The sequence below is a fragment of the Streptomyces sp. NBC_01190 genome, from assembly GCF_045039895.1.
In the GTDB taxonomy this organism is placed as follows: domain Bacteria; phylum Actinomycetota; class Actinomycetes; order Streptomycetales; family Streptomycetaceae; genus Actinacidiphila.
In genome coordinates, this window is sequence record NZ_CP108580.1 from 7,270,118 (window position 1) to 7,293,127 (window position 23,010).

The 23,010-nt window shown below is 71.9% G+C and carries 17 protein-coding genes and 1 pseudogene; 5 read left to right on the forward strand and 13 right to left on the reverse strand.

Features of this window, described 5'->3' with window-relative positions:
* Complete coding sequence (locus OG519_RS30625) at positions 1-2,757, forward strand: alkaline phosphatase family protein (protein ID WP_405590707.1); 2,757 nt, start codon at positions 1-3, stop codon at positions 2,755-2,757.
* 86 nt (positions 2,758-2,843) lie between these two features.
* Here the strand turns inward: OG519_RS30625 and OG519_RS30630 are convergent, their stop codons facing one another.
* Together OG519_RS30630 and OG519_RS30635 are read right to left on the reverse strand one after the other, a co-directional pair.
* Positions 2,844-3,053 (reverse strand): hypothetical protein, encoded by a 210-nt coding sequence (locus OG519_RS30630; protein ID WP_405590710.1) that lies wholly within the window; start codon positions 3,051-3,053, stop codon positions 2,844-2,846.
* Positions 3,050-3,820, reverse strand: a complete 771-nt coding sequence (locus OG519_RS30635; protein ID WP_405590713.1) for a hypothetical protein — start codon at positions 3,818-3,820, stop codon at positions 3,050-3,052. Before OG519_RS30635 ends, OG519_RS30630 begins: the two co-directional genes overlap by 4 nt.
* A 298-nt stretch (positions 3,821-4,118) precedes the next feature.
* Between OG519_RS30635 and OG519_RS30640 the strand changes: the two genes are divergently transcribed.
* Positions 4,119-4,907: a hypothetical protein gene (locus OG519_RS30640; protein WP_405590716.1), complete on the forward strand. Its 789-nt coding sequence runs from the start codon at positions 4,119-4,121 to the stop codon at positions 4,905-4,907.
* Between the two features lie 69 nt (positions 4,908-4,976).
* Here OG519_RS30640 and OG519_RS30645 read toward each other — a convergent pair.
* The 6 genes and pseudogenes from OG519_RS30645 to OG519_RS30670 form a co-directional block, all read right to left on the reverse strand.
* Positions 4,977-5,156 (reverse strand): annotated as a pseudogene (locus OG519_RS30645) (DJ-1/PfpI family protein); the annotation flags it as partial.
* 132 nt (positions 5,157-5,288) lie between these two features.
* Positions 5,289-5,999 carry an ANTAR domain-containing protein gene (locus OG519_RS30650; protein WP_405590719.1) on the reverse strand — a complete coding sequence of 237 codons (711 nt, stop codon included), beginning with the start codon at positions 5,997-5,999 and terminating at the stop codon, positions 5,289-5,291.
* Positions 6,000-6,255: 256 nt separating this feature from the next.
* Positions 6,256-7,020: a GAF domain-containing protein gene (locus OG519_RS30655; RefSeq protein WP_405590721.1), complete on the reverse strand. Its 765-nt coding sequence runs from the start codon at positions 7,018-7,020 to the stop codon at positions 6,256-6,258.
* Between the two features lie 31 nt (positions 7,021-7,051).
* Positions 7,052-7,849 carry an ANTAR domain-containing protein gene (locus tag OG519_RS30660; protein ID WP_405590724.1) on the reverse strand — a complete coding sequence of 266 codons (798 nt, stop codon included), beginning with the start codon at positions 7,847-7,849 and terminating at the stop codon, positions 7,052-7,054.
* 348 nt (positions 7,850-8,197) lie between these two features.
* Positions 8,198-9,334 carry a hypothetical protein gene (locus OG519_RS30665; protein WP_405590727.1) on the reverse strand — a complete coding sequence of 379 codons (1,137 nt, stop codon included), beginning with the start codon at positions 9,332-9,334 and terminating at the stop codon, positions 8,198-8,200.
* A gap of 186 nt (positions 9,335-9,520) precedes the next feature.
* Positions 9,521-9,958 (reverse strand): type II toxin-antitoxin system PemK/MazF family toxin, encoded by a 438-nt coding sequence (locus OG519_RS30670; protein WP_405590730.1) that lies wholly within the window; start codon positions 9,956-9,958, stop codon positions 9,521-9,523.
* A 314-nt stretch (positions 9,959-10,272) separates the two neighbouring features.
* Between OG519_RS30670 and OG519_RS30675 the strand changes: the two genes are divergently transcribed.
* Positions 10,273-11,151, forward strand: coding sequence for a hypothetical protein (locus tag OG519_RS30675; RefSeq protein WP_405590733.1), 879 nt, complete (start codon positions 10,273-10,275; stop codon positions 11,149-11,151).
* Here the strand turns inward: OG519_RS30675 and OG519_RS30680 are convergent.
* Both OG519_RS30680 and OG519_RS30685 read right to left on the reverse strand, forming a co-directional pair.
* Positions 11,141-15,166: a hypothetical protein gene (locus OG519_RS30680; protein WP_405590735.1), complete on the reverse strand. Its 4,026-nt coding sequence runs from the start codon at positions 15,164-15,166 to the stop codon at positions 11,141-11,143. The genes OG519_RS30675 and OG519_RS30680 overlap by 11 nt on opposite strands.
* Positions 15,163-16,131 carry a tetratricopeptide repeat protein gene (locus OG519_RS30685; RefSeq protein WP_405590738.1) on the reverse strand — a complete coding sequence of 323 codons (969 nt, stop codon included), beginning with the start codon at positions 16,129-16,131 and terminating at the stop codon, positions 15,163-15,165. Before OG519_RS30685 ends, OG519_RS30680 begins: the two co-directional genes overlap by 4 nt.
* Before the next feature lie 482 nt (positions 16,132-16,613).
* Between OG519_RS30685 and fxsT the strand changes: the two genes are divergently transcribed.
* Entirely contained in the window at positions 16,614-19,178 is a 2,565-nt protein-coding gene (fxsT, locus tag OG519_RS30690; RefSeq protein WP_405590741.1) for an FxSxx-COOH system tetratricopeptide repeat protein, read from the forward strand.
* Here fxsT and OG519_RS30695 read toward each other — a convergent pair.
* Genes OG519_RS30695 through OG519_RS30705 form a run of 3 tightly spaced genes read right to left on the reverse strand, consistent with a single transcriptional unit; the run spans position 19,172 to position 22,316 of the window.
* Entirely contained in the window at positions 19,172-20,347 is a 1,176-nt protein-coding gene (locus tag OG519_RS30695) for an FxsB family cyclophane-forming radical SAM/SPASM peptide maturase (RefSeq protein ID WP_405590744.1), read from the reverse strand. The two genes, fxsT and OG519_RS30695, sit on opposite strands and share 7 nt — an antisense overlap.
* The gene (locus OG519_RS30700) at positions 20,344-22,140 is read right to left on the reverse strand and encodes an HEXXH motif domain-containing protein (protein WP_405590747.1); all 1,797 of its coding nucleotides are present in this window, start codon (positions 22,138-22,140) and stop codon (positions 20,344-20,346) included. Before OG519_RS30700 ends, OG519_RS30695 begins: the two co-directional genes overlap by 4 nt.
* 5 nt (positions 22,141-22,145) lie before the next feature.
* A complete protein-coding gene (locus OG519_RS30705; protein WP_405590750.1) occupies positions 22,146-22,316 on the reverse strand; it encodes a hypothetical protein in 171 nt (56 codons plus the stop codon).
* A gap of 468 nt (positions 22,317-22,784) precedes the next feature.
* Between OG519_RS30705 and OG519_RS30710 the strand changes: the two genes are divergently transcribed.
* Positions 22,785-22,946: a cellulose binding domain-containing protein gene (locus tag OG519_RS30710; RefSeq protein ID WP_405590753.1), complete on the forward strand. Its 162-nt coding sequence runs from the start codon at positions 22,785-22,787 to the stop codon at positions 22,944-22,946.
* The last annotated feature ends 64 nt before the right edge of the window (positions 22,947-23,010 follow it).

Sequence of the window (23,010 nt, forward strand, 5' to 3'; positions counted from 1 at the left end):
ATGCAGGTAACACGCCGTCGAAGGCCTGTCGAGAAGGCACAGTTCGTCCTTCTCGGCCGGCACGTCGGCCGCCGCGTCACGCTGGTCACGGCAGGCGTCACCGCTGTCGGTCTGGCCGTGACCGGAACCGCCTTCGCCCAGACCCACCAGTTCGGCACCCAGCAGGTCGGTCAGAGCACCGACCGGGGCCAGGTCATCTCCAGCGACCAGTACATCGCCCCCTACGGCGCGCACACCGTGATCAACGACGGCAAGATCATGTCGTCCACGGTCAGCCCGGACGGCACCCACCTCGCCGCCTCCGTCACCGACGGCGACGGAGCGCTGACCATCGTGGACCTCAAGACGTGGAAGGTGCAGCAGCTCGTCGGCAACAACGCCGCGGCCAACCTGCGGATCAGCGGCAACGACGTGGGCCAGGAAGGCCCCACCTACTCGCCCGACGGCAAGCAGCTGTGGCTCGGCCGGACCGACGGCTACACCAGGTTCACCGTGAACGCCGACGGCAGCCTCGCCAACCCGACCGACATCAAGATCCCGGCTGACGGGCCCAAGCACGCACTGGTCGGCGCTGCGGTGTTCTCGGCCGACGGCGCCACCGTCTACTCGGCGGTCAACGGCCAGAACCGGGTCGTGGCCATCAACGCGGCGACCGGCGACCTCCAGCAGAGCTGGACCGTGGGCAACGCCCCGCGCGGCATCGTCAAGGTCGGCGACAAGCTCTACGTCAGCAACGAGGGCGGGCGCGCGGCCCGGCCCGGCGAGACCACGATCAACTCGTACAACACCCAGGTACCGGCCAACCCGGTGACCGGCGCCACCACCACCGGCACGGTCAGCGTGATCAACCTGGCGAAGCCGAACCTCGCCCCCGCGAGTATCGACGTCGGTCTGCACCCGACCGCTCTCTACGCCACGAAGGGGGCGGTGTTCGTCACCAACACCGCCACCAACGACGTGTCGGTCATCAGGACCGCCAACGACAAGGTCGTGCAGACCATCGCCACCCGGCCGTGGCCGGAGGCGTCCGTGGGCTACGAGCCCGACGCCGTGACGCTCACCGCCGACGGCCACCTGCTGGTCACCCTCGGCCGCGCCAACGCGATCGCCGTCTACCGGTACACGAGCCCGCAGGAGCCGGTCAGTTACGTCGGTCTGCTCCCGACGGACTACTTTCCCGCCGAGATCGCCACCGTCGGCAAGCAGGTCGTGGTCTCCAACACCCGTGGCATCGACGCCCTGCGCCCCACCGCCGGCGCCGGCCACGGCACCCACGACACCACGTCGAGCCTCCAGCACTTCACGCTGCCCAGCGACAAGACCGTCAAGTCCGAGACCGGCAAGGTCTTCCAGCAGAACGGCTGGACCAGCGGTTCCGTCAAGGAGGCCAAGGCCAAGAGCAAGGCCAAGCCGGTGCCGGTCCCGGCGCGGCTCGGCGACCCCTCGACGATCAAGCACGTCTTCCTGATCGTCAAGGAGAACCGGACCTACGACCAGGTCCTCGGCGACATGCCGCAGGGCAACGGCGACCCCTCGCTCACGCAGTTCGGCGAGAACGTGACGCCGAACCAGCACGCGCTGGCCGCGCAGTTCGGGCTGTACGACAACACGTACGACATCGGCACCAACTCCGCCGAGGGTCACAACTGGCTGATGCAGGCCGACAACCCGGAGTACACCGAGTCCTCCGCCGGTGAATACCTGCGCAGCTACGACACCGAGGACGACGCGCTCGGCCACCAGCGGAGCGGCTTCCTGTGGACCGGCGCCCAGGCGGCGGACAAGACGGTACGGGACTTCGGCGAGTTCCAGCAGTTCCTGACCAAGCCCGCGGCCGCGAGCTGGCAGAACCTCTACTGCGACGCCAAGAACATGTCCGCGACCGGGAAGGGCAGCGCGTACACCATGGACTCGTCCTCGCCGATCCCGTCTCTCAACGACGTGTCCGTGCCCACCTTCCCGAAGTTCGACACCAGTGTCCCGGACATCTACCGGGGGCAGATCTGGCAGCAGGACTTCGAGAAGAACGGTCCGGCGAACCTGAACATGTTCTGGCTCTCCAGCGACCACACCGGTGGTCCCGCGAGCCCGGCCGCCCAGGTCGCGGACAACGACCTCGCGGTCGGCAGGATGGTCGACACCATCTCGCACAGCGCGTACTGGAAGGACTCGGCGATCTTCGTCGTCGAGGACGACTCCCAGGCCGGCCTCGACCACGTCGACGGCCACCGCGCCCCGATCCAGATCATCAGCCCCTACGCCCAGCACGGCGTCGTGGACAACCACTACTACTCGCAGATCACGATGGTCCGCACCATCGAGCAGATCCTCGGGATCCAGCCGATGAACCAGAAGGACAGCGCGGCCACCCCGATGACGGGAGCCTTCACCAAGAAGGCGAACCTCACGCCGTTCAACGCGCTGGCCAACCGGACCTCGCTCACCGACGGTGTGAGCACGCCGCCCGCCTGCGGGGTGGACACCCCGGCATCGCAGGACCCCGGCGCGGCGCCCGTGCCGTCCGCCAAGGTGCCGGCGGCCGAGCAGAAGCTCGCGGCGCAGTGGAACACCTGGAAGTCGCACCAGCGGCTGACCGGCCCCAACGCGGTCCCGGACTACGCCAACCCCGCCCAGATGAACCACCTCACGTGGTATCAGACGCACAACTGGACGAAGCCGTACCCCGGCGAGGCGAAGGTCTTCGCGCCGAACGACGTGCCCGGCGCCTACATCCCGTCGTCCGACAACGACGACTGACCCGGGCCAACACCTGAGCCCACCGCGTGGAAGAGCCCCTGGCCGGCGTCACAGCCGGCCGGGGGCTCCGCCGTCCGGCGCAAAAGTCAGCGGTCCCGGGCCGATCGGACCGCGCGGCGCAGTGAGTCGGCGAGCGCCCCCGCGGCGGTGACGGGCAGCAGCCACCACGCGTTCACGCCGCCCGCCGACAGTCCGGCGGTGGCGCCGAGCCCCAGCAGCACCCAGAGGGCGACCCGCCAGTCGTCGCCGATGACGAAGTCGTACCAGAAGCGGCCGAAGGCCCGGAGCCGGTTCATCGGGGCAGCCTCTTTCCGGCGGAGTGCGGCGCCGCGGCGCGGACCGCGGCGCCGCGCAGTACCCGGGTACAGCCGAGCGCGAGCAGCGCCACGGCCGCCACCAGGACCGGCAGCGCCGCGTCCGACCCGGGCCACTTCACCCGCGAGCCCTCCGCCGACCAGAAGAGACCGAACGCGGTCAGCAGCGTGCCGACGACGAACTTCACCGTGTTCTCCGGCACGCGAGCGAGCGGCGCCCGGACCGCGAAGCCCGCGCCGGCCACCACGACCACGGCCAGCGCCGCGCCGAGCGCGGCCAGCGGCACGTCGTGCTGGCTGCCGCCGAAGGTGACCACGATGAAGGCGACTTCGAGGCCTTCCAGGGCGACTCCCTTGAAGGCGAGCGTGAACGCGTACCAGTCGCGTACCGTGCCGCGCCGCTCGGCCGGTGCCTTCGCCCCGGCGGCGACGCCCCGGGCGTAGGCGGCGGCCTCGTCGCGCTGTTCCTTCCAGCCCGATGCCCGCAGCACCGCCTTGCGCAGCCACTGGAGGCCGAAGAGCAGCAGAAGCGTGCCGACCACCACCCGCAGCGCACCCAGCGGGATCCGCGCGACGGCCGGTCCGAGCGCCCCGACCACCACGGCCAGCATGAGCAGCGCGGCGCCCGCACCCTGTAGCGCGGACCGCCAGTGGCGGCCGGTGCCCGCCGCCAGCACCACGGTCAGCGCCTCCACCCCTTCCACCGCACACGCGAGGAACACGGTGAGGAACAGGGCCAGCGGACTCATGCCGTACCTCCCCTTCGACGGTGGCCCGCTCGGGGGAGCGGGATGGTTGGCGGGGGCGTACCCCCGGGATGGCGCCCATGAGCCACTCTATGTCTACAGTCCTGTAAACGGTGCTTCGCGGGGTGGGTGATGGGACGTCCGGCCGGTCCTGGCGCGAGGGTCGGTTGGGTCGCCGGCTCGCTCATCGTCTACATTACTGTAGACATTGATGGACGCGGCGTACGGAAGCGCCGGGAGAACGGCGGTGCCCATGGAACAGAGCGGACGCGGCTACGGTACGGCGACCGGCGATGGCCCTGTGACGGATCCCGGGCCGGCCCGGCACCGCGCGGGGACGGCGGAGGTGACGGCCCAGGTCTGGAGCAAGGTTCCCGAGGTCACCGTCCTGTTCTGGGTGACGAAGATCCTCACCACCGGGATGGGCGAGACCACCTCCGACTTCCTGGCGAACTCCCCGGCGGTGGGGGGCGCCCTCGGCCTGATCGGCTTCGTCGGATTCCTGTGGCTGCAATTCCGTACGCCGCGCTACTCGCCGTGGACGTACTGGACCGCGATCGTCATGGTCAGCGTCTTCGGCACCATGGCCGCGGACATCGTGCACGTCGTCGGTATCCCGTACCTGGTGACCACCCCGGTGTTCGTCCTGGTGCTGGCAGGGGTGCTGATCGCCTGGTACCGCAGCGAGGGCACGCTGTCGATCCACAGCATCCGCACCCGGCGCCGGGAGAAGTTCTACTGGGCGACGGTGCTGGCCACTTTCGCCCTCGGCACCGCGGCCGGCGACCTGACCGCCACCACGTTCCACCTGGGCTACTTCTCCTCCGGCGTGCTCTTCGCCGTGCTGATCGCCCTTCCGGCGGTGGCGCGGCTGCTGGGCCTCAACGCGGTGGCCGCCTTCTGGTGGGCGTACGTGCTGACCCGGCCGCTGGGTGCCTCCTTCGCGGACTGGATGGGCGTTTCCAAGGACCGGGGCGGCCTCGGCTGGGGCACCGGACCGGTCAGCCTCGCGCTCACCGTGCTCATCGCGGTGCTCGTGGCCTTCCTGGCCTCCCATCGCTACGCCTCGGACAGCTCCATCAACCCGTGAAGGTGACCGATGGCGACAGCGGCCACCGACACCCGGGGCAATCGCCGCGCCGCTCACCCGGCGGGTCATCTAAGCCTTGGCGAACTCGCTGATCAGCGTCTGGTTGAACGCCGGAAGGTCATCAGGCTTCCGGCTGGTGATCAAGGTGTTCGGGCCGCCGGTGCAGACCTTCACCTCTTCGTCCACCCAGTTCGCTCCGGCGTTGTCCAGGTCGGTGTGCAGGCTGGGCCAGGAGGTGAGGGTGCGCCCGCCGGATGCCAAACCCCCCGCCGGGTCGCACGGGGGGTGATGTCGGACGCGCCTACGGAGCCGATCGGGCCCGGCCTGGCCTGCTCGCCGTCGCACACCCGGCTTCCGTGCTGCTGCGGGAAACCCGAACGGTCAGGGCTGCTCGGGGGACTTTCCGTACTGGCCGACGAGTTCGGCGCATACCTCGTGCAGAGGGACTCCCCGGTGCTGTGCGGCGGACCGCAGGGACGCGAACGCCTGGTCCTGTGAGCAACCGCGCCGGGCCATGGTGATGCCGACGGCCTGGTTGATGGAGGCGCGGGTGGTGAGCTCTTGCCGGAGTTCGCTGTGGAACGCTTCGACGTCGGCCATCTGCTGGGCCAGGGCGATGGCGCCGGTGGCCTGGGCGGCCACTGATCGCAAGGGGGCCAGTCCGGTGCCCGCGAAGGCGTCGGGCCGCGGTGAGTAGAGGTTGAGCGCTCCCGCGGTGTGCGTCCTGGGGGCGATGGGAAGTGAGAGGGAGGACCGGTTGCCGCTGGCGGCGGCGTACGCGGGATAGCCGCCCCAGCGGTGTTCGTTCAGGGTCTCCGGGACGGTGACCTCCTGGCCGGTCCGCAGGGCCTGTAGGCACGGCCCGTCGTCCTGGCCGTACTGTTTCTCGTCCAGCCGGATGGCGCTGACACCGGCGCTGGCCACGGTCAGCGGCCGCCCGTGCCGTTCGAGGGTGAGGCCGCATCCGTCACACCCGGGCGCGAGGGTGAGGGCCGTTTCGGCCAGGGCGGTCAGAAAGGCGTCGAGTGTCTTCGTGGTGAGCAGCAGTGCCGTCAGATCAGGCGCCGCCGAGTTGTCCGGTGTGTCGGTCATACTTTGTCCCCTTCGCGGGAGGGACCCCGCTGCTCGGCATGATGCATGCCGCTGGGACACGGGCTCCAAGCCCGGGAAGGATTCCAGCGCTGTCGGTCGTCCCGCCGTGGTCCGGCCAGGGAAGTCGACCGCTGCTGTCTCCAGTGTCCCACTCGGCCGCCGGACCGGACAATGACCGGCCGACCGTGTGTGACGGTCGGCCGACCGTCACACACGGCCATAACCCCACGTGGCTCCCCTGCCCCGGCTGCCCCGGCTACCGCGGCGCGCTGCCGGGCGGCGGCGCGGCCACCGCGGCGAGGACGGCCTCGGGGGCGAGCCGCCGTTGCAGCAGTTGCCGCGCCACGACCACGGGACCCAGGCCGCCGCGCCGGCCGTAGGTCTCCAGGGCCTTCGCTGCCTCGGGAATCGTCAGGCCGCCGGCTGCCGCCAGCATTCCCAGCGCGGTCTCCAGCGACGCCTTCGAGGAGATCACCGACTGGACCCGGGTCAGGATGTCGGAGGGCCGGGGCGGTTCGGCCCGCCAGCGCAGCATCGCCCCCGCCGTGACGCCGGCCAGTGACGACGCCAGCGAGAGATCCCCCTCGGGAAGGCCGTCGGCGCCGGTCACCAGGAGAGTGAGCACGCCGACCGGCGCGCGTCCCACGGTCACGGGAAGGGCGTAGGCGCCGAGGATGCCCAGGCCTTCGGCGACCTCCGTGAAGTGCGGCCATCTCGCGGCCTGGACCGGCAGCCAGGGGGCCCGGACGATCTCACCGGTCCGCCAGCTGTCCGCACCGGGCCCCTGCCCGATCTGTGCCTGTATCGCTTCCAGGTTCTCGGCGCGGCCGTCGCCCACCGCCACTGTGCGCAGCCGCCCGCGGGCGCTGATCAGCGTCAGTCCCGCCGTGTCGGCATCGGTCAGCCGTGCGCAGTGGCCGACCAGCCGGTCGGCCAGCACCAGCGGATCGACGCGGTCGTCGAAGGTGTCGGCGACGTCGCTGAAAGCCTCCGCGACGCGCTGCACACGGCTGCTGCCCATTCGGTCGCCCCTGGTCTGCTCGCTGCCGGGTCTATTCATCGAAGTCCGCTCTACGGGCCAGCACGTCCCGTGCCGCCTCGGTGACCGTGCGGCCCCGCGCGAAAGCGTAGGCGCGCAGGCGGGCCAGCGCGTGCTGCGGGCCAACGCCCAGCCGGACCATGAGCATGCCCGTGGCGTAGTGGACCTCGTGGTGATCGGATTCGGCGCCGTTCAACCAGGAGGCGGGCTCGTCTTGGTCACCGCCGTCGCCGTCACCGTCGTCGGTCTCGGTGTGCGACTGGATCCTGATCAGGGCCGCGGTGATCGCGTCGCTCGCCGTGAACGCCCGGGCGGTGTCCTGCCGGCTCAGCGGCCCGGGGCCCCGCCGGTACAGGTCGAGGGAGCCGATCGCGACCACGTCACTGCCCAGCGGAAGCGAGAACACCGCCCGTACCCCCATCTCCACCGCCCGCTGGGCGAACACCGGCCATCGTCCGGCGTCGGCGCCGGTCAGATCCGCGGCCAGCACCGGGGCGAGCAGCTCCCGCGCGGTCCGGCACGGCCCGTCCCCCAGGCTGTACTGTGCTTCGGCCAGTCCGGCCGCGACCGGATCACTGGACCACCACAGCGCCCCGGCGTCGGGCGTGTCACCGACGAGCGACACCGAGGCCCCCGTGACGTCCAGCAGGTCCACACAGACCTGGCACAGCCGGGCGGGGACCGAAGCGAGATCGGCGCTGTCCAGCGCAGCGGCCAGGACCTCGGTGAAGCGGCGGTCATGACCGGTGCCGCTTTCTCGCGGCTGTTCGGCATCCCGCTCGCCGCCCTCCTCAGGAGGACCGGATTCCACGCGCGCCCACCTCCGGTAGCGACGGTTCCCCTCCATCATGCGCCATCCGACGGCGGGCAGCCGCCTGCCGCAGCTCACGACGGGTGCCCGCCCGAGCCGAACGCGGGCCCGCCGCCGCGCCGGTACGCGGGCCGACCGCTCCAGTCGGCAACCCGCCTCCTGGCCGAGGAGCACGGTGTCCTGGTCGGCGTACACCTGATCTTGAGGGGGCCGACCCGGCGCTCCCCGGCACCCGCCGTACCGGAAGAGCTGCGCGTCGCCGCCGCGGAAGCGGTGCCCACGGCGGCGGGCCGAGATCCGGTGGGTGCGCCGAGCTGGGTGCTCCGGCTAGCTCAACTGTTGATGCTGCTACGGCGTTTTCGCCGTGGGCGCCGCCCAGGTGGTGCCGGCGTTGTCGCAGTGGGGGACGCTGCCGGGGGGCGCGCAGTTGGTCGGGGTGTTGTTGACGACGGAGCTGTCGATGAGGTCCACCGTGGGCAGGGCCGGGTCGGCGGCGTCGGTGGCCGCGCTGTCCTGAAGCTGGGGGAGGGCCGTCGGGTTGATGATGGCGCCGAAGAGGCGCCCGTCGTTGTTGATGCCGCCGCCCGTGGTGGGGCCGCCGTTGGCGGTGTTGCGGGTGACGGTGCTCTTCTTCAGGGTCGTCGGCTCGTGGATGCCGATGAAGACGCCGCCGCCGCTGCTCTCGGCGATGTTGCCGGTGACCTGGGTGGATTCCAGGCTCAAGGGCCCGCTGTCATTGTTGATGGTCAGCGTCATGATGCCGCCGCCGAGACCGGAGGAGTTGTCGGCGACGGACACGTTGTTCAGCTTGGTGTCGCCGGCGTTGGCCAGCGCCCCGCCCCAGGAGTCGGAGGAGTTGCCGCGCAGGGCGCCGCCTTCCATCGTCATCGTTCCGCTGGTGGCCACTCCGCCGCCGATGCGCGACGCGTTGTCGTGGATCGTGGTGTTCTTCAGCACGAGGGTGCCGAGGTTGTTCCAGATCCCGCCGGCGATGAAGCCGGCCCTGTTGCTCCTGACGGTGACGCCGGTCAGCTTGAGTGTGCCCTGGTCGTTGAGGATGCCCCCGCCCGCGGCGCCGTAGCCGGTGCCGTCGGCGGTGCCGCCTCGGACGGTGAGCGCGTCCAGGCCGAGGCTGCCGCCGGGGGCCACGTGGAAGATGCGGAAGTCTCCGGTGGCGCTGGACGCGCGCTGGATGACGGTGCGGTCTCCTCCGGAGATCCGCACGGTGCCGGTGATCTCGGGCAGGCCGTCGTCCGGGTTGTCGGCCTCGGTCAGGGAGTAGACGCAGTTGGCGGCCAGGGTGATGGCGCCCCCGCTGGTGTTGGCGGTGGTGATCGCTGTCTTCAGGGCGGCGGTGTCGCCGCACGGCACGCTCGGCGGCGGGTGTTCCTGCCCCGCTTGGGCTTGCCCGACGGGCAGGAGGGCAAGGCACAGGCCGAGGCCGGCGGCTGCGGTGAGGGATACGCGTCTGCGGGTGTCAGTCATGCGTCTGTTCCTTGGCTGTGTGAGGGGCAGGGGCGCGATCCGCGCCCGGCCCAGTCGCTGGGCAGCCCTCGCCCCTGAGCGTCGCAGACCGACAGTCAGAGATATATACGAACCTGACATTCACCGCATTTGCTGACCATCCGTCCGGCCCCGGCCCGGCAGCCGACGGCGGTGGCGGGAGCCCGCTCAGGACAGCTTCAGACTTTTCATCCGGTGCGGGTCCAGGGTGCCCGCGCGGCGGCGGAAGGCCGACAGGGGGACACGCCGGAGTTCGTGGGTCTCCAAGTAGCTCTGACGGCCCGCGGCGTCGTCCACGGTTCCCGCCGGGAGAGGGACGACGCCGGGAAGTTCCCCATGGTGCCGCGAGGTGATCTTGGCGACCCGCGCGGTCCGGCCCCGTACGGAAACCACCAGGCAGGGGCGGTCCTTGGAGCCGTGCTGGTCCTCGAAGGGAACCTCCGCCCACCAGATCTCGCCCCGCCGCGGCGCGGCCGTGGCCGACGTCTCGGAGGGACGGGAGCTCGGCTTCCGGGGACGCCGCTGCCGGGCCCTGCCCTCGACCAGCGTGGCGACCAGGGCCAGCAGCGCGACCGCGGCGACCGCGATCCACATGTGCGCACTCATCGACTGCTCCACCTCGCGTCAATGCGCCCGGCCGGGCCGGGACGTCTTCGGTCCTCGTGCCCCCAACGAGCGCGTTCACCATCCGATACCGGACGCCGGGCGCGACATGCCGGCATCGGCGCTTCGGCGTCCGCCGCTTCTCCCCGAAAAGACGGGCGGCCCGGTCGGGGTTGCCGAAGGTATGCGCAGTGCCGGACCGGGCTGCTAGCGTCCATCGGGAAGCCGGGTCCGGTCGGCTCGTCGCGGTGCGCGGGGTCTCGCGCGGCGGCGGCGGAGGCCGCGCGGCCCGCGTCGTGCGACCGCTGGGGGGCGGCATGGGCGTTACCGCGTTGGCGGGAGTTCACGGGATCTGGAACGGCGCGTACCTGAAGGCGTCCGCCGGTGACCTGCCCGGGGCGCTGGGCGCGATCGGGGCGGACTGGTCGAAGTGGGTCGGGCGCGGTCTGCGGAAAGCGGGAGTCGCGTCGCCCGACGCGGCCCCGATGCCGGTCGCGTACTACGCGGACTGCCTCTTCCGCGGTGAGCGCATGGGATCGGAGGACTCGGTGCCGCCCACCCCGTTCGGGCAGCGGTTGCTCGCCGCCTGGATCGAGGAGGTGCGGCTGGCCGAGGCGGGTGCCGCGGCGGTGCCCCTCGCGGCGCAGGGCCGGCTGACGTTCGCGCTGCGTTCCATGACGCAGTGGTTCACCGAGCGGTTCGGCCCGCAGGCGCTCAGGATCGTCTCCGCGACGGTGAGCGAGCTGGCCACCTACTTCGATCCGGAATCGGTGGACGCGCGGCCGCGGGCGCGCGAGCGGGTCGCGGAGATGCTGCGCGAGCACCGGCCCCGGGTGCTGATGGCCCACTCCCTCGGCAGCGTGGTGGCCTACGAGGCCCTCTGCGCGCATCCCGACCTCGGCGTCGAGCTCTTCGTGACCTTGGGGAGTCCGCTGGCGATGCGCAGCGTCGTCTTCGACCGGCTGCTGCCGACGCCCCTGGGACGCGGGATCAAGCCGCCGGGCGCCGCGGTCTGGGTGAACATCGGTGACCGCGGCGATCCGGTGGCCGTGCCGAAGCACGGGATCTCCCGACGCTTCCTGGACGTGTCCAGGGACCGGGACACCAGCATCCATCTCGTCGACCCGCATCTGGCCAAGAACTACCTGCGCTGCCCCGAACTGATCGAGGAGATACTGCCGTACGTCACCGGGTGAGCCGCCTGGAGACATGTTCCAGCGCGTAGACACGCCCTGCCGCGCCCACCAGCAGGAGGCCGTCGCCCGCCGCCGCGAGGGAGCGGACCGGCCGGCCGAACTCGATCCGGTCGAGCGGCCGGACCTCTTCCAGGTCCCAGCACCGCACCGTACCGTCGGCGCCTCCCGAGACGGCGACGGGACGGCCGTCCAACCGGGCGGTCAGGAGGGAGGTGACCTGGCCCTGGTGGCGGCCGGCCACGCGCCCGCCTATCCTGACGTGCCCGTCCGCGTCCGCCGAGACGGTCACCAGACCGCCTGCCACGAAGCTCGTGGTCGTCCTGGGGTCGGTCGGCGAGCGGACTGCCTCGGGCCAGAGCGGTGCGGCGCCATGGGCCCCCGACCCCACGTCCCACACGCGGCGCCCCCGCGCCGACCGGACCAGCACCGCCGCCGCTCCGCCGAGGACCACCTCCTCGACCTCCGTCACCGGATGGCCGTCGCCGGCGAGGGGCTCGCGCTCCGACCGCCCGGTCTCGGCGTCGACCAGATGGCACGAGCCGTCATCACCCCCGTATACGGCCAGGGGCGCGGCGGCCGGCATCGCTCCGACGCGCGCGCCGACGGCGCCGACGGCCGTCACGAGGGGCGTGGCCGGGCGCACCGGGGGAGCCTGCGCGGGATCGGGATCGGGATCGGCGTCGGGGCCGGGGCCGGGGTCGGCGAGGCCGACGTGGACCGCGCCGTCCTGACCGAAGTCCCGCAGCCGCGCTCGCCGGTCAAGGCTCCACAGCGCCGTGGGACCGTCCCCGCCGACCAGGCAGTGGAGTTCACCGTCGGGCCCGGGCGACAGGGCGATGGCCCGGATCGGTTCGCGATCGACCTGGATCGGCTCGTCGAGCGGCTCCAACGTGACCAGGTCCCAGCCCGACAGGAAGCCGCCGTGGCTGCCGGCCACGACGACGTGGCGGTCCCCCGACCGGCCGATCGCGACCGCGTTCACCGGCCCGTGGCTCCCTTCGAGCAGGCGCTTCAGCGAGTGGGTCCGCATGTCCCACACGGCGACCGCGCCGTCGGCGCAGCCTGCCGCCAGGACCAGGCGCCGCTCGCAGCAACCGACCGCCGCGGCGCGGACCGCCGCGGGTGTCTTCCACCGGAACGGCAGCGGAGTCTCCGCCTCGCCGCAGTACCAGCTGTGCAGCTCTCCCGATCGGCTGACGCGGGCCACCGCCACCACGCCGCCGTGTGCGGCGGCGGCGATCGCGGCCGGTGCGGCGCCAGGAACGGTCACCACCGGGCCGACCGGCTCGCCGGTCGCCAGCTCATGCGCCGTCACCTCGCCGTCGCTGGTGCCGCTCACGACGACCGAGCCCCCGTCGCGGTCGGCGATCGCCAGCGCGGTGACCGCCCCGCCCTGCCACGGCCAGGTGGCCAGGCGGCCGGTCCGATCGGTGATCGCGAGTCCTCCCGCGGAGGTTCCGACCACCAGGACCTCGCGCCCGTCGGCATGTCCGAACGCCAGCGCGCGCGGTGCCGGAGGATCCTGGGTGGGGCTGCCCGGCTGACGCCAGTTCCACGAGCACAGCTCACCGCGGCCGGTGATGACCGCGACGGCCGGCCCCGCCGACCCCGCGTCGGCCGGGTCCCGGCCGGCCGCCCACAACGGGTTCCAGGGCAGGGGCTGTTCACCCGGAAGGTCGGCGATGCCGCGGGCGAGATCGGGCCGGTCCTCCTCGACCGCCGCCAGGGCCAGCGCGGTACGTCGGTCCGCGGCCGGGTCCGCGGCGCACCACCGGGTGACCGTCCGGCGGGCCGAACCCGTCAGGTACGGCAGATAGACCGCCGGGTCGGCGCGCAGGAGGTATCCGGGGTCGGCGAGGACCTCCCGCACCCCGTCCGGCCCCCGGTCGGCCGCGTGACCCAGCGCGTGCCGGAGTACGTACGGCTCGGCCGCGGGCCACTGGCGGCGTCCGGCCGGTCCGAGCCCTCCCAGCAAGGAGCGGAGGATGGGATCCGCGTCCTCGTCCCGGTGCAGGTGCTCGGCGAGTTCGCCGTGGAAGAGGCGGTGCACGGTGACCGCGTCATCGTCGACCGAGCGGCGCAGATAGGTGTGGCCCGCTGTCAGGGCGCGCTGGACATCGGTCAGTGAAGGAGGCGACTCGGGGTGGAGCGCGGCTGCCGCGCGCTGGATCACGGATCCCGGCATGCCCTCACCGCGGGCGTGCGCGACGACCGTCAGGACCGGGCGAAGCCAGCGGTCCGTGGCCGGACCGGCCAGATCGAGATCGAGGACCTCGGGGAGGCCGCGGGGCGCCGCGGCGCCCCGCTGCTCGGCCTCGTCGCTGCCGGACCGGGGATCGAAGGACGCCAGGAAGTGACGGGTGTAGAGCCCGGCCACCAGGAACTCGCCCCAGCCGCCGCCCCGGTTGGCGACGAGCGTCTCCGCGAGGGCGCCCGCGAACGCTCCATTGATCTGGTGGCGGTTGCGGTAGTCCGGGGCGCTCCGCAGCAGCGCGGTCACATAGGTGTGCAGGTCGGCCAGCAGGGCGGTGGGGGAGACCTGGTCGAGGTCGAGGTAATGGCCGTCGGCGGCGAGGCCCCGCAGTTCGGCGCTCTCCGCCGATGGCCTGGTGGCCAAGAGGATACGGGCGGCGGCCGATCCGTCGGCGTGCGTCAGTGCCGCGACCCGGGCCAGCCACGCGCAGACGGCGGCCGGGTCGTCCGCCTCGTCGACGGCGTCGATCACCAGGGTCGGCGGCCCGGCGAGCCGCCGTGTCCCCAGAGCGGTGAGGAGTTGCTCGGGGCCGAGCGCCCCCAGCCCGAGCCGGCGGGCCAGCGAGCCGGTCAGCGCTTCGAGACCGCGGGCCCGGGCGTGGGCGGCGACGAGCCCGCCGACCGGCGGCGGGGCGGTGGCGAGGTTTTCCCACAGGGCCCGGGTGGGCGTGCGGAGTTCCGGGTGCGCGGCGCACACCAGGACGCCGACCAGCGCCGACTTGCCGGCTCCGGGACTGCCGGTGACCACCGCCACCGGTGACGCCTCGTCGCCACCGAGCCAACGGGACAGCCGGCGCAGCTCGTGCGCGCGGCCGGTGAACGCCGCGCCGAACCCTTCCGGGACCTCGCGGAACCCGTCGAGCCCCGCCGCGGAGTCGACGAAGTGCCGTAAGTCGGTGCCGTGTTCGGCCGCGTCAAGGAAGGCGCCGAGCTTGCGGTTGGCGTCGAGCCGCCGGCTGGAGGCGGCGCCGGCGGCCGGCTGCTGACCGGTGCGGTGGGCGGGTTTGTGGGCGGGGTTGGGGAACAGCGGCAGCACCACCGCCTCGTCGCTGACCTCGACCCGGCTGGTGGTGACGTACTGCCGGTAGATCCGGTGGGCGTCGGCCAGCTCAAGGGTGGTGCGGCGGACCGCGTCCACCACGGTGCCCAGCGGTATGTAGGGGGCGCTCGGCGTCAGGTCCGTCCTGGACGCGGCCATGTCCCCCAGCACCGTGGTGAGCGCTTTGGTGAAGTGGCCGTTGAAGGCGTCCCTGTCGGGTTGGCACGCGGCGACGACCCAGCCCCGGCGTCCGGATCTGTCGTACCGCGGCTGCCACGGCAGCTCCGTCACGGTGCCGGAGTTGCACAGGTCCAGCGTGAACAGGACGCGGGGACGGCCGGGAACGGACTGGAGTCCGGCGAGCCATCCCCCGATGTCCGTGCTCTCGTGCGGTGTCCCGTCCGTGCCCAGGGCGTACAGGGTGCCGTTCCGGGCCTCCCCGTGCGTGAGCAGATGCACCAGCAGGACGCTGTCGGAGCCGGCCGCCTCCACGGTCTCCCGTACGAGCTCACCCAGGCGGGCGGTGGTGAGCCCGGCCTCCGTGGCCTCCGTGGCCGCGGTGACCGCGGTCACCGAGAAGCCGAAGCCGTCCGTGAGCACCGCCGCGAGGTCCTGGACGGCGTCCCGCGCGAAGTCGAGATCGCCGAGCGGGTCCTGTGCGGGCCCGTGGAAGCCGGACACGCCGATCAGCAGGGCGCGCCGCTCCTGCGCCGGGAAGGTCATACCAGGGCGAGCCGGTCGAGCAGTCGGCGGGCGCGGTCGGCGTGCGCCGGTGGCAGCGGGTCGGCCGCCGCGGCGGCCGCGCGCAGCGAGGCGCGGGCCTGCTCGACATCGCCGGCGCGCAACCGTACGTCGGCGATCCGGCGGTGGGTGCGGGCCCGTTGCGGGGCAGCGAGCAGGGCGCCGCGCAGTTCGGCCTCACCGGCGGCCGTTCGGCCGATCGCGATCAGGCACACCCCGCGGGCAGACGCCAGATCGGCCCGGCGCTCCGGTGGCCCGTCCGCGGATCCGCCCAGGGGATCCAGGTCGGCGAGAGCGGCCACGGCGCGCCCCAAGTCGGCCTGAATCTGCCCTCGGGCGAACCGCGCGGACGTGTTGTCCCGCTGGGCGGTCAACGCCCGGGTGAGATAGGTGAGGGCGTTCGCCTCGTGTCCCGAGTACCACAACGCGTAGCCGAGGCCGGCCAGCAGCACCGGGTCGTCCGGCAGCAGGGCGAGCCCCTCGAGCTGTACGGCGGCGGATCCCTCGTAGTCGCCGGTGGTGAAGCACACTTCGGCGAGCGCGCGGTACAGCCGGGCGGTGGAGGTGAGATCCCCGACGATATTGAAGAGGGACAAGGCCTCGTGATAGAGCGGGACCGCGGCGCCGGTGTCGCCGGTGGAACGGGCCATCGAGCCCCGCACGGCGAGCGCGTCGGCCACTCCCCAGGCGTCGTGCCTGCTCCGGTATCCCTCGATCGCGGCCAGGATGAGCCGGGTGGCGGTCTCGAAATCCCCCGCGTGATAGGCGCTCTCCGCGGACATCCGCAGTTCGTCGGGTGTGTGCGGCGGGTCCGCGCCCTGCCCGAGCGGCGCCGGGGCCGGCTCCCGGTAGGGCACCGACAACCCGTACCACGGCGCGAGGGCGGTCCCCGTCGGTCCTGCGGCGCCGCGGCTTTCCGCGGCGGAGTGCGCGGGCGCCTCGCTCATGGACGCCTCCCAGGGGTGGCCGGCCGAATCACGGCAGTCCTCCGGCCTGGCATCCGACCGATCCCCCGGATTCCAGTGTTGTGCCCGGCCGCTGGACGTATCAATCATGATGGCGGCTCGCGGACCCTGCCACGCCATCAGTCTCAGCCATTCGCGCCTCTGTCCCTGACGTCCCGTCAGGGTCGTCACAACTCACCCGCGGCGCGTCAGCGGTGCCGGCGCGATAGCGATGCACAACATACCTGTCGGTTCACCGCGGCGAACACCGTTCACGAAAACGAACCGGCCTCCTCGGCGAACCACCCGAAGGGGGAAGCTTCGCCGCTTCGTTCGTCGCGCGAACGTCCGAAGGAACCTCTCGGTCGCCCTCCCGCGCACGTTTCGCGCCGTACCATATGGAGACAGATCGGTCGTGTGGATTCTCCTTCGGTGACCACCACGTTCAGCACATGCACGCGATAGGCGACCAGGGAGTGACCCTCGTGGAAGATGTCACGCGCAGTCGGATCTTCGACGAGGGGATTCCCGCGAGGAATGCCCAGTTCACCGGTCGCGACGAGCAGTTACGGTTGCTGCGGGAGGGGCTGCGGGCCTCGTCCGTCGAGGTTCTGGGCCAACCGCCGCAGGCCGTCTTCGGATTGGGCGGAGTCGGCAAGACCGAGATCGCCGCCGAATACGCATACCGCTACGCCGAGGATTACGACATCGTGTGGTGGGTGCACTCGGAGCAGGAAGCCCGGGTGCAGGATGCCTTCGTCAAGTTGGCCAAGCGTCTCGGCATCGCCCACGCCGAGACCCAGCGGGACAAGTCCATCTGGGCGGTGCTGGCCGAACTGCGCACCGGCCGCTATCACCGATGGCTGCTCATCTTCGACAACGCGGCAGAACCCGAGGTCATCAAGCGCTACGTCCCCACCGGCCGGCCCCACGGGCATGTGATCATCACCTCCCGCAAGCGGAACTGGCGCCGCCACACCAAGGCCGAGGGGATCGAGGTCAGCCAGTTCTCCGAGCAGGAGACCGTCGAGTTGCTGCGCAAGCGGGTCCCCCACCTGGCGCCGCGCACGGAGCTGGGCGAACCGCTTGACCCGGAGGCGGACCGCGCCCGCCACGCGGACGCCTCAAGCCTGGCCCGGGCGCTGGGCAACCTGCCGATCGCGGCCGAGCACGCGGCCGCCTACCTGGCCGAGACCGGCGCCCCGGTGGGCAGTTACCTGCGGATGTTCGAGGAGAACGCCCACACCCTGCTCAGCAAGCAGGTCGACATGGACTACCCGTACGCGGTGGCGGCCACCTGGACCATATCCAGCGGGCAACTCGGCGAGGACGCGGTCGAGTTGTTCAATCTGTTCGCGTTCTTCTCGCCGGAGCCGATGGCGGAGGAGCTCTTCCTGACCGGCGGTGGACGGGTGCGCGCGCCGGCCGCGCTGGCCGAGGTGCTCGGCGACGCCGACCGCTTCCGCGAGGCCGTCAGGCAGTTGCACAGTTACTCGCTGGCCAAGAGCGACGGCCATCGCGGGGTGGTGGAGGTCCACCGGGTGGTACAGGCCGTCACCCTGGGGCAGGCCAGGATCGAACGGCCGCAGGACTGCGCGGACTACACCGCGGCGGCCCACACGCTGCTGGCGGCGACGAATCCCCGCAACCCCGACCTGGAGAGCAACGACGCCCGGTACGACCTGTCTCGGCCGCACCTCTGGCCGGCCGGCGCGCTGGACACCGAGAACCCGGATCTGCGGCAGCTTGTCATCGACCAGGTCCGCCGTCTGCACCTCAGGGGCGGCCACGAGGAAGCGCTGCGCCTGGGCCAGGAGGCACGGCAGGCCTGGCGCGCGAAGTGGGGGCACGACGACGAGAAGGTACTGCAGCTCTCGGTCGAAGTGGGCAACGCGCTTCGGGTGGCGGGGCGTTACACCGAAATGCAGGCGTTGAACGCGGAAACCCTCGAAAGGCTGACCAGGACACTGGGCGCCGAGCACCAGACGACCCTCATGTGCGCCAACAGCTACGGCGGGGATCTTCGTTCGCTCGGCAGATTCACCGAGGCGCTCGAGCTCGACCTCACGATACTTCCGCAGTTCGAGCGCGTCTTCCGGCCGGACCATCCGCGCACGCTCAACGTACGCAACAACCTCGGCGCCGACTACCGGCGCCTGGGCCGCTTCCACGAGGCGTGGGAGCAGGACCAGCTCACCTACGAGATGCGGGCGCGGGCCCTCGGTCCCACCGACCTGCGCACCATACGGTCGAAGGACTCCATCTCGGTGGACCTGCGGGGGTGCGGCGAATACCACCGGTCTCTCGAAGCGGCCCAGGACGTCATAGCGGTCCTCAAGGAGCGCAAGGGGGGCGAGAGCCTCGACTCGCTCAACGCGCACAAGAGCTACGCCGTCGCGCTGCGCAAGGTGGGCCGCTACGACGAAGCGCTGGCGGAGAGCGAGCAGGTGCTCCGGCGGTACGCCGCGTTCCTCGGCGCCGAGCACCGCTACACCCTGCGGGCGTCGATCAACCGGATCAACGACCTCAGGGTCACCGACCGGCTGCGCGAGGCCGAGGCGCTGGGCCGCTGGGCGCTGCGACTCTGCGCCGAGGTCGACATCCCCAAGGGGGACATCACCTGGGCGGCCACCGTCAACCTCGCGCTGGTCCTGCGCGGCCTCAACCGTCCCGAGGAGGCGCGCGCGCTGGACGAGGCCGCGCTCCGCGGAATGACAGACCTCTTCGGCGCCAAGCACCCGCTCACCCTCCAGGCCACCGCCAACCTCGTCAGCGACCTCGCCCTGGTGGGGGACACGGCGAAGGCACGGGAACTGGGAGAGGACCTGTACGAGGCGAGCCGGATCTCCCTCGGCGAGAACCACCCCGACACCCTTGCCATCGGCGCCAATCTCAGTCTCGACCGCCGGGCCACGCTCGACCCGGCGCAGGCGGACGAACTCAGGACCGACATCATGAGTCGCTACGAGCAGGTGCTGACCTCGAAGCACCCCGTCGTGCGGATCGCCGAGCAGCGCGGCCGCGTGAACGTGGACATCGAGCCCTACTGAATCGAGCCCCGCTGATCGAAGCCCTGTTGGTTGAAGCCCCGCCGAGCGGCCGGGGCCATGTCCGCCGCCACCCGGTCCCGGATCACCGTGACCAGCCGCAGCAGGTCGGGGCAGTAGACGGACGGGTTCGCGAAGCCGGTCGCGGGGTGGTAGCGATGGGTGAACAGCCCGCCGCCACAGGTTCGCACCACCGCGCACCTCCGGCAGGTCGCCGCCAGGGACTCGATGCCGCCCTGGCGAAGCCTGGTGAGGGGATGCGACAGCGCGTCGTCGAAGGCGGCGTCCACGACGTTCAGGCCGAGATCGGCCGCTCCGGGATGGGCCGCGGCAAGGGTGTCGAGCTGTTTGATCGCCCCGTCGGTGTCCACCACGGCGACGGTCGAGGGCCGCAGGCCGAGGCCCTCGACCGCCGGGGTCCCGCCCAGCACGGACTGGACGATCTCCCCGAACATCCGGACCCAGGTCTCCTGCCGTTCGTACCACCGGTCGAAGACGGCCAGCAGCCAGTCGGCGTAAGGGGTGCCGCGCGAACCCGCGCCACGGGCCGGCGGTGGGTTGGACCAGGTGCCGTGCGGGAGCAGGAAGTCGATCGCCGGGGGCGCGTAGGCCAGCAGCGCCTCGTAGCCGGTGAGCGGGTCGTGTTCGAGGTCGACCGTGCAGAGGATGCCGCCGAAGGACTCCTTGAACTCCTCCCGGCCGAGCAGCCGCAGCGCGCGATCGACGTGCTGGTGGCTGCCGCGTCCGTCGGCGAAACGGCGGTGGCGGTCGGTGGACCGGGCGTCCCCGTCGAGGCTGACACCGATCCGCACCCCTGACGCGGCCAGGGCCGCCAGCCGCCGCTCGGTGAGAAGAAGTCCATTGGTCTGCATGCTCACGTCCACGCGCGCCGGGACGGTGTCGCGCATCCGGAGCACGAGGTCGGTGAGGAACCCGGCGCCGGCCAGCAGGGGTTCGCCGCCGTGCAGGACCACCGCGACCGACGGAAGCCGGTGGGTCCGCACATGCTCGGCGATCCGCTCGGCCGTCCGGTTCACCGTCGCCTGGCTCATCCGGAGCGGCTGGTCGCGCCACGACTGGTCGGCCATCTCGTAGACATAGCAGTAGTCGCACGCCAGATTGCACCGGCTGTGCACCTTCAGGACGAACTGCCGGAACGGTACGCCGGTCATGGACCCCTCCTGTCGGTCGCGCCGCGGGCGAGCCAGCCGGCCAGTTCCAGCGGATCCGCGCATTCACCCGTCGCCCGGATGGCGGCGTGCAGCGCCGCGACGAGCGGCACACGTCGGCGCAGCAGTGAAGCCGCCGGGTCCGACCGACCCCGGACGGCCAGGGCCAGACCGGACCACGCCTCGGGCGCGGCGGGGCGCCTTCCTATCTCGTCGCGGTAACCCGCCTCCGCGGTGGACAGGTCACCGCGCAGCAGCGCCGTGTCCGCGCCGCTGAGCCCCAACGCCCCCTCGCGGCCCGGCCCTTCGGCGTCCAGCAGCGCCCGGAAGCGCCGCGGCTCGGCGTACCGCAGGGTCAGCAGCGTCTCGCGGGGGTGCGGACCGCGCCGCGCGCCCGATCGGACCTGGTACGGCGGCTCGGTCCGGTCGTCGACGGGCGCCGGACCGCGGGCGGTCCAGTGCGCCACGAGTCCGCGCACGGCCTCCGGATCCACCACGACGTGGCGCGCCTCCCAGGTCGTCCGGTGCTCGAACGAGGCACTCAGGCCCAGCCGGAGCGCCTCCTCGGGCACCGGATCGTGCTGCCACGCGCGCAGTTGGCGGCGGGCCTCGCCGACGAAGCGGCCGCCCTCGGCGGTCAGCCGCCCCGAGGCGACCAGGCTCTCGACGGCGAGCAGGGTCTCGCCGCGGCGGCGGGCGAACTCCGCATGGCCCCGCAACGCCTGCTCGGCCGGCAGGTGCCGGCGCTGGGTGCGCCAGAAGCGGGTGACGCCCAGGTAGGCGTACGCGCCGTGCAGCAGGGCTTTCAGCGGACGCGGGTCGTCACGCCAGGGGGCGTAGCCCAAAGGGCCCGGTACGGAATCGATGAGCGGGAGAAGATCGAGAACCGAGCACAGTTTCATGTGCTGGAATTCGTGGACCAATGTCTCGGCGAGGACCAGGTCGTCGGACGGCAATGATGTGGCTATCGCACCGAATGCCGAGGGGGAGGTGGCGGCGACGGTCGATCCGGCCCGGTCGGTTCTCAGCGGCACAACGCTGCGTAAGGAAAGGGAAATCCCCTCCGCTTCGGCACGGTGGTGAACGGCCAGAATGCGCCAGGCGCCGGCCATCCTTTCCGACCACCGCCGAAGATCCGAAGGGCCGACGGCCGCCAGACGGCGGTGCCGGTAGCGGTCCAAGGAGGGCGTGGTGCAGTCGATAACGACGTCGAGCGACAATCCGGCGTGATCGACGGCCACCACGAGCGGACGCGGTTCGTGAAGCGGGACCACCCCGTCAGCGGTGACCAATTCCAGCCGTCCGCCCGAACGCACCAGCCGGACGATCCCTGGTGCGCGGGCGGACAGCGGGCCCAGACCCGGAAGGGCCGGCCGGCCGGCCGGCGAGGCGATCGGCACGTCGAATTCCAGCCCGGCCCGCAGACCGGCCACCGCGGCGAAACCACCGGCCTGCGCCAGATCGGCCCTCAGTTCCGCGCTGTCGGAGTCGGTACGCCCCATCCGCAGCAGACAGTCGGTGGCCCAGGATCCGAGCTGGGGCATCTGGAGCACATCGGCCGCGACGTGCGGGGCGTGCCGTTGCACGCGGGTCAGCAGCTTCCACGAATCGGCCAACTCCACCGCGGCGCAGGCCTCGGGAAACCGCAGAGCCGCTTCGGCGATCACCGTGTGGAGCAGCAGGATGTGCTTGCTGCGTTCCGCGTCGCACAGGCGGCGGACGGTGGCGGAAGTGTTGGTGCCCCCGGCGAGCCTGAGCAGGTCCGCCCCGGACAGTCCGTGCATGGCGATCTTCATGCGCCTCAGATGTTGGAGTTGAACGAGTAGAGCGGCTCCTGTTCGTCTTCGAGTCTGCGCAGCAGCAGACGCACGGATGCGCGCAGTCCGGCCGATGGCAGGTCGTCAATCTGCGACAGTCGCAATTCGGCCAGATTGGGAAGACCCGATGGCTGGACTTCCTCTGATCGCTCCATCCGCCGCCCCCAACAGACATCGCCGCGCAAACATCGCCACGCCGGGTGATGAGCCGGCCCCAGCCCCTTGGCCCCTCCACCCCGGCGCGGGCTCGGCGCGGGCTCGGCTCCAATCGTAGCCTCGAATTCCGGAGGCGACCGGCGCGCGGGAAAATACCGAACAGCCCGGCGGCTTCCAACGACCGCGCGCCGCACGGCCGATTCCAGGACCGTGGAGCGTCAATGGGGTGCGCGCCGGCCATTTCCGTGAACTCCGCCTGATCCGGGCAGGCCGTCCCACCGCATCGGCGGCACGCCCCGCACGTCGTCGTGTCCGACACGTCGGTCCCACCCATCGCGCCGCGGGTGCGCCGGTTGGCTCCCGGCAGGCTGCGGACGCCATCCTGTCGGCGTTGCGCCGAGCAGCCTCCCGGTCCCGGCCGCGATGCGTGGAAACGGGTCCGGTGCGGGGGACTACGTACGCCGACCGTGACCGCCACCGACCTCGGCTGCAACGCGACCATCCCATCCGGCGGCACCACCGGCTTCGGCTTCAAGGGGACCCGCACCGGCACCACCGCACCCACCACCCGGGTGCGACCGGTCCTCCTCCCCATCGCGACGGGTGGGTTGAGGCAGGCAGGCACGTAAGAGCGCGCACACCAGGGTAAGGAGGGAGGGAACGGGGCAAAGCGCGACAGGCGGGAGGCGTGCG